10 protein-coding genes are annotated in these 10,123 nt (G+C 45.5%); 9 read left to right on the forward strand and 1 reads right to left on the reverse strand.

The window, feature by feature from the left end; all coding sequences use genetic code 11:
* Positions 1 to 2: 2 nt before the first annotated feature.
* Genes NK662_RS20715 through NK662_RS20735 form a run of 5 tightly spaced genes read left to right on the forward strand, consistent with a single transcriptional unit; the run spans position 3 to position 4,854 of the window.
* Positions 3 to 1,778 (forward strand): dynamin family protein, encoded by a 1,776-nt coding sequence (locus NK662_RS20715; protein WP_254760873.1) that lies wholly within the window; start codon positions 3 to 5, stop codon positions 1,776 to 1,778.
* Positions 1,775 to 3,598, forward strand: a complete 1,824-nt coding sequence (locus NK662_RS20720) for a dynamin family protein (RefSeq protein ID WP_254760874.1) — start codon at positions 1,775 to 1,777, stop codon at positions 3,596 to 3,598. The genes NK662_RS20715 and NK662_RS20720 overlap by 4 nt, the downstream gene beginning before the upstream one ends.
* A complete protein-coding gene (locus NK662_RS20725) occupies positions 3,598 to 4,029 on the forward strand; it encodes a hypothetical protein (protein WP_254760875.1) in 432 nt (143 codons plus the stop codon). The genes NK662_RS20720 and NK662_RS20725 overlap by 1 nt, the downstream gene beginning before the upstream one ends.
* Before the next feature lie 6 nt (positions 4,030 to 4,035).
* Positions 4,036 to 4,356: a hypothetical protein gene (locus NK662_RS20730; protein WP_254760876.1), complete on the forward strand. Its 321-nt coding sequence runs from the start codon at positions 4,036 to 4,038 to the stop codon at positions 4,354 to 4,356.
* Between the two features lie 33 nt (positions 4,357 to 4,389).
* Positions 4,390 to 4,854 carry a hypothetical protein gene (locus NK662_RS20735; protein WP_254760877.1) on the forward strand — a complete coding sequence of 155 codons (465 nt, stop codon included), beginning with the start codon at positions 4,390 to 4,392 and terminating at the stop codon, positions 4,852 to 4,854.
* 240 nt (positions 4,855 to 5,094) lie between these two features.
* On the opposite strand, the gene NK662_RS20740 is transcribed toward NK662_RS20735, so the two are convergent.
* Positions 5,095 to 6,312 carry an IS256 family transposase gene (locus NK662_RS20740; RefSeq protein WP_254760878.1) on the reverse strand — a complete coding sequence of 406 codons (1,218 nt, stop codon included), beginning with the start codon at positions 6,310 to 6,312 and terminating at the stop codon, positions 5,095 to 5,097.
* Between the two features lie 438 nt (positions 6,313 to 6,750).
* Between NK662_RS20740 and tnpB the strand changes: the two genes are divergently transcribed.
* From tnpB to NK662_RS20765, 4 genes are all read left to right on the forward strand, one after another.
* Positions 6,751 to 7,104, forward strand: a complete 354-nt coding sequence (gene tnpB, locus NK662_RS20750; RefSeq protein WP_254760880.1) for an IS66 family insertion sequence element accessory protein TnpB — start codon at positions 6,751 to 6,753, stop codon at positions 7,102 to 7,104.
* Between the two features lie 79 nt (positions 7,105 to 7,183).
* Positions 7,184 to 8,812: an IS66 family transposase gene (gene tnpC, locus NK662_RS20755; RefSeq protein WP_254760881.1), complete on the forward strand. Its 1,629-nt coding sequence runs from the start codon at positions 7,184 to 7,186 to the stop codon at positions 8,810 to 8,812.
* A gap of 536 nt (positions 8,813 to 9,348) precedes the next feature.
* Entirely contained in the window at positions 9,349 to 9,495 is a 147-nt protein-coding gene (locus NK662_RS20760) for a hypothetical protein (protein WP_254760882.1), read from the forward strand.
* A 179-nt stretch (positions 9,496 to 9,674) separates the two neighbouring features.
* A partial coding sequence (locus tag NK662_RS20765) for a uracil-DNA glycosylase family protein (RefSeq protein ID WP_254760883.1) occupies positions 9,675 to 10,123 on the forward strand: 449 nt, incomplete at its 3' end.

Below are 10,123 nucleotides of genomic sequence, written 5' to 3' on the forward strand. Positions count from 1 at the left end.
TGATGGTTTCGCTACTAGATGAACGTTTTTATGCCATTGCAGATAAGTACATACCCATTTGGAATGAAGATGGGACCCGTTTGCCGTATGCATCCTATTTTTCTCATAAACTAACAAACCTGCAAAAGGATGAGTTTTTGATTCCAATTTTGGGTGTACAGGGTACAGGGAAAAGCAGCTTGCTGAATGCACTGTTAATGGACGACATCGTTTTACCTGTAGATGCAGATGAGACAACATGCATCCCGGTGGAGGTGCGCTATAGTTCAACCCATTCTGGCAGAATAGAGGTCCATTTCAGTCAGGCTTCCGAGATAAAGGTCATTCAAAGTCCCAAAGAGCTGGAGCAATATGTACACAATGCTTACAACCCAGGTAATCAAAAAGGTGTATCCCATATCGTTGTGTATCGGGATAATGATATTTTAAGGAATGGTGTTGTATTTGTGGATTTGCCGGGTGTTTCCAGCTTAACCCAAAAGAACATGCAGACAACCATGAACTATATTGATAGACTGTCTGCCGCCATATTTTTGCTGCGTACTGTTCCGCCTATTACGAGAAGTGAAATGTTGTTCTTAAGTACAGTCTGGCCGAAGCTTACAAAGGTTTGGTTTGTGCAAAATCAATGGAATGATGAGAGCAAGAGAGAGGTACAGGACGGTCTGGAGCACAACAGGAAGGTACTGGAGAAGGTTGCCGCCAATTATCAACGGAATGAAGACATTCATGTTCGTGTTGTGAACGTCTACCAAGCCTTGACAGGAAAATTGCAGGAGCGCGAGGATGTATTGCAGGCTTCCGGCATCCAGGATGTTCATGCCTTTATTGCAGAAATCACGGGCACATGGAAGAAGTCGATGTCCAAGAAGTTTACTGATGATTTCCACCATCTTCTCAAGCGGTTGTATCATAAAATTGAAGAAAAGCAGGAGGAAATCAAGCTAAGCCGGCGAGACCTGCGCAAGAGACAACGACAGCAGGAGCGGGAGATTGAGGATATGATTTCAAGCAACCAGGAAATCATTGACCGGGTCAACGGGCAGCTGCGGCAGTACGAATTTGAAATCCGCAGCTTTGCCGAGGAGCAAGGCCGCATACAAGGTGAAAATTTGCGAAATGAAATGCGGCGGATAACAGGAAGCAGAGTTGTAGATGGTGACCTGCTGTCAAAAGCGTTTCAAGAAGTGCAGCAGGACTTGGCAATGAATGTATTGGAAGAGCTGAACATTAAGCTGTATGAGATGCAAAAAAAGCTGGAGCTGGAGTTAGGGAAACTACAGGCGCAAGAAGTAGACAGTTCCTTCATGAACTATGAGGGCTTCTATCGGGAAGAGTCTGTCAAATTTGAAAAAGGGCTTGTGCCTGCTATCAATATTGCAGGTGGGCTTGGAGGAATAGCAGCAGGATTTGCCATTGGCGGGCCAATCGGTGCTGTTGCTGCAATAGGCATTTCTTTATTTTCGAGTTGGATTGGTCGTAAAACAAAGGATTATATTCAGGATGAAAGGGCAAAGGCCAGCATGAAGGATCTCGAGCAGCCAATTCAGAAGTTTCAGCAAAACCTGCAGCAGTCCATCACCAATGAAATTGATACATTTATGAAGTATACACAAGAGGTTCTGCAGCAATATATTGCTCAGCAAGAGCAGAAACTGAGCAGAGTGCGGGAAGAGCATCGGCGGGACCTTCATCTTTCGGAAAATGAACTCCTGGAACGCCGCCAGGAAATAGATGCTGACTTAGCTTACATACAACAGATGGAGGTGACCGCATGATGGAGCGAAAGCTGCTGGAGAACATGGAGCTTATCCACAAAATTGCAGTGCAGGCAAAGGAACAGAAGTTTATTTCGTTAGCCGAATTCCTGCGCGAACGCCTGGAATATCCAGAAAGCTTTGTAACGATGCTGGGAGAGACAAGCAGCGGGAAATCCACACTCATCAATGGCCTAGTTGGCCGGTCGCTGCTTTATACAGGTCCGCAGCCGACAACAGGCACAGTTATTGAGGTCATGGCAGATTCCCATGCTGCAATGGCGGAATATTACGCAGTGACAAAGGAAGCTACGCTCATCACCTTATCTCCAGAGCGCTTTTATCAATTCAATCAGGAACTACCCAACCGGTTTGAACGTTTGCGTGTGGTCATACCGAGTTTTCCAGAAGGACTTCAGGGATTAAGGCTCTTTGATACTCCTGGATATGGAGCCATTCAGCAGGAGCATGAAGAGGTGCTGAAGTCGTTTCTGCCTAATAGTGATTTAATTCTGTATGTGGTTAGTTATCGAGTTGGTGTTAAGCAAAATGATGCTGAATTTCTGGCCTTTCTTCATGAACTGCTGCATAAGAATGCCAGCATACACTTGGTTATCAACCGGGTGCCACAGCACGTAAATGAGTCCGATTCCAGGATTAAGGAAATCATCAGTCATGTGGGAGATCTTCTTCATAGAGCCATCCCAGTCTACCTTGTTCCAAGTACTGTAACTGCTGAAAATGAAGAGCCGCTGCCAAAGGCTGCTTCACTTTGGGCGGGGGTTCGGAGGGAGATCACTTCGCCTGAGCGTCAACAGGCCCTGCAAAATGCTTTTATCGGCTTTCAGAAAGATCTTTTATACAAGCTGCAGGGTCATCTAGAGAATAAGAGACTGGCTTGTGTTGCTGATGATGCAGAGAGGGCGTTACTGGCATCGGCTCTGCAAGAGTTCCTGGACAAAAAGCCGCTAGTGTCCCGTAAAATTCAACTGACATTCAAACGCCTTGCCGGAATGACAGAAAAGATGTTCGTTCATAGTGCCGGACAAGTGAAGCTTGAAATTGAGAAGGAAATTTCAACATCCGATAAGTGGACAAGCCAACAGGAATGTGCCGGCTTCGTGGAGGCTCACCTTATGCCAATGCTGGCAAAGCGGGAGACGCGGCAAATTAAATCTTATATTGAGAGAGAATTAGAGGATTTAAATCAAGAAATTGAATCCATTTTAAACACGGCAATCCAAGCTTTTGAGGAACGAATTACTCTCAAAAGCGCCAAATTTGAGCGACTGGCATTCAGTGTTGGCAACCAAGTGGCACAACATCTGGCAGACCAAGCCCTTGGGGCATTTTTTCGTCAATATGGCGGTGCCGGAGGGGCAGGTGCCGGGGTTGCAAATGCTGCAAAGAAGGGATTGCGAAAGCTTGGAGAATTGTTTAACCACAGGTTCAGCCGGGAAACACATAATCAGTTGGCAAAATTTTTAAGCAGAATTGGAGCAACTTCAACGAAGGCCATTTCAGCAGCGGCAGTTGTTTTCGTGGAAACAGTGTTCTACTTGTATGATGTCTATTCCTGGAAGCCAAAACTCCTAAAGGCAATGAAAAAGGCTGTTGATGACTGGGCAGGAAAATCTGTAAAGGCAGTCACGGAGGACCTGGAAGAGCTTAAACAATATAACGAGGAAGGAATTATGGCAATTTTTCAACAGTATGAGCAAGCGTTTACCTTAGGGGAGACACAGGTAATGGGCGGAACTCTTGAGGAGATTGAGGCACAGTTGAGCCTTGTGCAGCAAGCTCTAGATCAACTGCAAATAATGGAAGGAGTGTTGCAATAATGGAACGAAGAAAAATGCTTCGAAAAGCGGAGCTTCCTGCCGTGTTAGACGCAGAGGTATTGGAAAAGAGAAGTGGTGTTGTGCAGCGCCGCAAACTTGAATGGCACGAACAGGCAGGACTTATGGAACATATGCCGGAGGTTCTGGATCTTGCCCGCAATGTTGTTCAAATTCTGCAGACTAGAGAAGAAACAGAGAGCAGTGTCAGACTGATTGACAAAAGAATTGAGGAATTGCGGGTGCAAACAGAGGATTTCGTCAGAAGAGAAATCGCAACACGGGATTCTGCTTCCGCTAAGTTTGAGAGGGTGCAGGGGATGTTACGTGACTTGTATTCAGCTATCAGCCATATGGACGCTTCAGATGAAATTAAAAAGCAAGTGATTGTAACATTTGAAAGTACTATAAAGTCTGCTTTAGAGGAGCGGTGAGTACGAGTGCTAGGTCAGGTTATTGGTGACATTCTTCAGTTAGTAAAACACAATGAGCTAGAGAGGGCGCAAAGACTGCTTGAAGAACATATAAAAGACTGCTATGACGAAGAGGTTCAGGGACGGCGCGCCAAAATTAGTGCAATTAATCGCTCTATTGTACAAGTTGATATTGAAGTGAAGCAAATAGAAATTCAATATCAGCTTCTTCAGCAAAGGGTTCCGGGGACCATGCTGCAGGTTATTGACCGGTACATATATGATCTTAAGAAGAAACGCACTGAGCTGGAAATTCTAAAGAAACGGGAGGCACTTTTAAAGAAGTAGAGGAGTGCCCTATCTCTTAGAAGGATTAGAAGAATGAAAAACTTTATGGATAGAATCAAGCAGTTTGCTGCAGATGCTATTGAGGCTGGAGGCATTCCCATTCCAGTTACGGCAGATATGCTCCTTATGCTTTTCCGGGCGGGTACCAAACAAGAAAAGGCAAATGAGATTCACAACTTGGATGTCACTTTCCGAGAAGACACAGTTTCCATCAGCGGTTTTACGCGAAAAATGCTTATGGAAATTCAATTTGAACTGCAACTGAAGCCGGTGAAGGCAAAGGATCGCACGCTGTACTTTGAGGTGGTCAAAATGAAGCCTCTTAATCAAAATTGGATTAAAAACCTGGTACTAAATCATCCACCTGTAACAGTTTATGAACACGGTTTGCTAGAGGTTGATTTAAATCATTTTGAGACCATAAGAAAGATTAAAGTAGGAAATATTCAGGGCTTTGAGGTAAGGGAGCAGAAAATCTGGATTACAGTGGGAAGATGAAAAATTTTAGAACGTGCTCTGTCAACATAGTTTAAAGTGCAAAGCAAACAAATTGATTTTGGGAGCGTAAATATTTTTGTGTAAATGGTTTTCCAGCTATATAATGAGACCCGGCTTGATTGGGAGAGGGGGGCATGATAGGCTGGCGTGCCGGGCGCTGCCTTGTCTTTTCAAAGGTAGCGCTCAAGCGCTGGGCGTCATGCCCCCAGAGGCTCCCTGTCAAGCCGGACTAGCCAAACATTAGGACAATAATTCCTTGTCCAAGCGCCCCTCGAAAAAGATGGCCAATTGCGATATACATTGTTTCCAGCTCCGCAAAGGCATAGTCCATTTCTTCGAAATTTCCACAGTAGCGAGATAGATGATTTTACGGAGAGCGTCATCTGATGGATAGGCAGTCTTCGTTTTGGTCACCTTTCTCAGCTGGCGGTGGTACCCCTCAATGGTGTTAGTTGTATAGATAAGCTTTCGAATTTCAGCTGGGTAGCTGAAGAAGGAAGTCAGCTCAGTCCAGTTGTTTTCCCAAGAACGGATGACAAGAGGATACTTGCTTCCCCACTTGTCAGAGAACCGCGAGAAGGCTAATTCAGCTTCCTCCAGAGTAAGTGCCTGATAGACAGCCTTCAGGTCAGCGATGAGAGCCTTCTGGTCTTTAAACACAACGTACTTCAGCGAGTTCCGGATTTGGTGAATAACACAGAGCTGGATGCTTGTACGCGGGAACACGGCATGAATGGCCTCAGAGAAGCCAGAAAGCCCGTCCTTACAGGCGATTAGGATGTCCTGTACCCCTCTGTTCTTGAGGTCTGTACACACACTCAGCCAGAAGGAAGCACTCTCGTTCTCCCCAATCCAGATGCCGAGAATCTCCTTGTGGCCGGACAGAGAGATGCCAAGAACGCTGTACGCAGCCTTATTGATGATGCGGTTATCTTTGCGGACCTTGAAGTGAATGGCATCCAGAAAAACAATTGGGTACACAGCGTCCAACGGACGGGACTGCCACTCCGTGATGGCCGGCATGACTTTATCTGTCACCTTGCTTACCAGTGTGGGAGACACATCAATGCCATACAGGTCCTTCATGTGATCCTCAATGTCTCGGGTGGACATACCCTTGGCGTACAGACCAATAATCTGGTCCTCCAAGCCGTTTACAGTCGTCTCATATTTCTTGATAATCTGTGGTTCATACTCACCATTCCGGTCTCTAGGAACTTGTAAATCTGCGTTACCAAACTTTGTTTTCACTGTTTTCTTACTGTAGCCATTCCGGCTGTTGCCTGAGCGGGTACCTTCACTACTGTGCTTCCCATAGCCAAGATGGTCCTCCATCTCAGCCTCAAACACCTGTTGAATGGTGTCGCGAAATAAGCTCTTCATCATCGCTTGAATGTCCTCAACCGTACGACATTCTCTTGCCAAATCCTCTACTAACTGCTTTCTTGCATTTTGCATAAACGACCAGCTCCTTTGGTAGTCAGTCTAGCCATTTACACAAAATTTTTTACATTCTCTTGATTTTGGAATATACTAGAATATTTGCTAATAAAATTTCGACCCGTCACGTTGGCAGCATTAAAAAATTCCCTGTAAGACAAAAAAGAAGTGAATTTACTGTAAGCCCCCATTAAAACAACGCATACAAAACGCCTAGCAGCTCCTGATATGATACTTGTATCAATTCAAAGGAGGTGCTTTTTCTATGCCGGAACAAAAATTAACAATTGTCCCCGTTACCCTACATGCCGAACCAAAAGAATCTTCCCCCTCTCTTTCTTCCAAAGAGGCCCCAGCGAGCATTTGCACGATTAAAATAGCGCACGTTGAAATTACCTTTTATAGCGGTGTAGATGAGCATATGATCCAGACCGTAATGAGGGAGTTGAAGCATCTATGAAATACGATTATACAAGCGTGAAGAATATCTATATTATTTGCGGAAAGACCGATATGCGAAAAGGAATTGACGGGCTCGCTGCCCTCATTCAGGATTCATTTGAACTGGACCCGTATGGCGATTCTATCTTTCTCTTTTCCGGATGGAGCAAGGACCGCTATAAATGTTTGTATTTCGACGGTGATGGCTTTGCCATGCTTTATAAACGTTTGGACCATGGCAAGCTCCAATGGCCGAAGGATGAAAATGAAGTACGGAATCTGTCCCAACAGGAGCTTCGCTGGCTCCTGGAAGGATTGTCAATTCGGCAGCCAAAGGCCATCCAGCCTTCACCGAAAGGTGTGTTCTAGTCTCGCTTGCGCCAGAATTTCTCTTTCTTCCACGCCGCCAGCTCGGTATAATGGAAAGAGCAAATACGAACGGAAAGTGGTGAACGGTTTGGGGAACGCCTTTTCTCAGCATGAGAAAGTCATTCAACTTCTTGAAGAGCAATTGGCCTATACGAAGCAACAAAATCAAGACTTGTCCAAGCAAATTCAGGCGTTAACTGAACAAGTGCGCTACCTTACAAAGCTTTTGTACGGATCTAAAACAGAAAAAACAAAATATAATACCCCGGACGGCCAAGCCTCCTTATTCGAGGATGATCCGTCTTTTAGCGAACCTGAGCACACAGGAGAACAAAGCCAACAGACGGTTTCTTACACTGTTGTACGAGGCATACAGAAGAAAAAAAGAAACGATTCTTTACATGACGATGTAGAAGTAGAAGCGGTTCATTATCACCCAGACCATACGGTCTGTGACTGTTGCCAGCACCAAATGATTGAAATTGGCAGCGTAGTTGTCCGGGAGGAAGCTGTCTTTATTCCTGCCAAGATGAAAAAAGTACAGCATATTGAACATGCCTATGAATGTAAACGTTGTAAAAGCGATGCATCCCAAGCAGCACAAATCAAGCGTGGAACTGCACCGCAGGCAGCTATTCAACGCAGCATGGCAAGCCCTAGCGTGCTCGCGAAAGTAATCTATGACAAGTTTGTGCAGTACTTACCCCTTTACCGTCAGGTAAAGGAGTGGGAACGGTATGGTCTGAATACAAACGATAAAAATCTTTCCAACTGGGTGATTCGTGCGTCGAGTGACTGGCTATTGCCAATTTACGAACAAATGAAAGCGGCCATGATGGCAAAATCTATTTTGCATGTCGACGAAACCTACGGACAAATTATTAACCGTTCTGATGGGAAATCAGGTCAGTCTCATGCCTACAATTGGGTCTATCGAAGTGTACCAAGTCAAGGGCCGGCCATCATCTTGTTTCAAAGTGCACTATCGCGCGCCCGGTCTGTGTTGGAAGATTTCCTTGGAACATATTCCGGAACCATCATCTGCGATGGGTACTCGGCTTATGGCAAAATAGAGGGCATTAGCTTCGCAAATTGTTGGGCTCATGTTCGTCGGTATTGGCTAAAGGCGGACAGTAAGCACGGAAAAACCGGTGTAGCCTATTGCGATGATTTATATCGATTGGAAAGGCAATTCCGATCCCTGTCCCCGAGCAAGCGGAGAAAACAACGGCAAAAACACTCAAAGCCAATCGTGGAGAAGTTCCTAGCTTGGGTGGAAACGTCGCCGTTCTTTGGAAAGAGTGCACTCGCCAAAGCAGCTGACTACACGCTGAACCGAGTGAATGGACTGAAAGCCTTCTTGTATGATGGCCGGATTGAGATTGATAATAATCCAGCTGAAAATGCCATCCGCCCCAATGTAATTGGCCGGAAAAACTGGCTGTTTTCTGTGAGTGAAGCCGGCGCGAAAGCGAACGCCATCTGTTTAAGTCTCGCAGAGACGGCGAAAGCCAACGGTGTGGACTTCTATCAGTACCTGGTCAAGGTGCTGACGGAGCTACCGAATCTAGATATTTATCGAAATCCAGACATTTTGAAACGGTACCTGCCTTGGGCAAAAGAGATCCAAGCAGCGTGCGCACGACAAATAGCCGTATATTCCATGAAAAAATCAGTGGTATACGGCTATTTGTCGTGCGCACTGTGAAAGGTGTGTTTATTTCTTATTTCGGGCTTACAATTTACTGCTATATATAGTTTTTCGCTTATTTTTTAACTCTGTATGTAGATGAAGGGTGCATAATTCATCTTGTATAAGAACTTTTTCAGCAGCCCCTCTGGGAGGCGGTTGCCTGTAAAGTCTGAGGAGTTGGTTAATTTGTTGTAGTGCGAAGTCTTCTGTCTTTGCGTGTTACCCTGTTTCCTCATGGAGGACGTCAGGCTTTTTGGTCCATGCCTTGACCGGACTTTATGTGTTGAGATTGTCGGGTATACAGCTGGACAAAGCCATATAACAGAGACTCATAGTAAACCAAATTGCTGTATATATTAATTAGGGCGCGAAAGATGTTACCAGCAAGAAGGAGTTCAAGCCTGCTAGCTAGAAAGAGGACGAGTAGTGAATTCTTTAGCCTATGAGACTAGGTCACGGCACAATCATGGAAAAAGGTTGCAGAGGTTGGCGGAGAAGGCGAATCCGTCGCGCTTTACGGTGCTTATGTGGCTGACGGCAGTTGGCTATTTTTGTGGGAAACGGACGAGGGCACCCTGCTGGATTTCTTGGATAAAGAGGAGCAAGCGCTCATAGAACCAACGCTGAAGCAGAAGTCCGATGTGGTGAAGGAATGGGTGAGGCAATTCCCGTGCTTGGTCCTTCCTGGAGAAGGCTGAGTCTGCAAGTTGTTCATCCTGTATTCCGGGAGCTGATGTGGCAGGCAGTGCTGCAGAAAAGGGAAAAAGATTTGGCTGTGTGCTTGGACAAGAGTCTGCTTTCCAAATCACGAGGAAATGAAACAGAAGCTGTATGAACTTACTTAAATGTATATTGTTATAATCGGAGGGTGTGGGGGATGGAGCAAATTATCAGTCTGCATTTGGAATTTCTGCAACAGGTCAGAGCGGACCAAGAGGTTATGCGACAACTGAAAGAGCGTAAGATAGAGATTTTGGATGGATTTGAGCACAATGTTGAGATGGTTCGGCAGTTTTACCAGAAGTGGTACGGCCAGATGCCACGGAAAAGAATTGTGCTTTGTGGTATTAATCCGGGAAAGAAGGGGGCGGGAAAGACAGGTATTCCGTTCATAGATTACCGCAGTCTTTCACATCTCATGCAAGGGGTGCATGGCAAGGATGCGGAGCAGAGTGCACAGTTTGTGTATACCATAATCTCGGAAATGGGAGCGGAGCACTTTTTCAGCAATGTGTATTTAACAAACGTATGGAATGTCAACACCTACTTGGACAACTTTTATAAGGCCAGCTGTTTAAACTCGACTGGCGTGAGATATCCCAGTGT

The organism is Ectobacillus ponti, assembly GCF_024294785.1.
Classification (GTDB): Bacteria; Bacillota; Bacilli; order Bacillales; family Bacillaceae_G; genus Ectobacillus; species Ectobacillus ponti.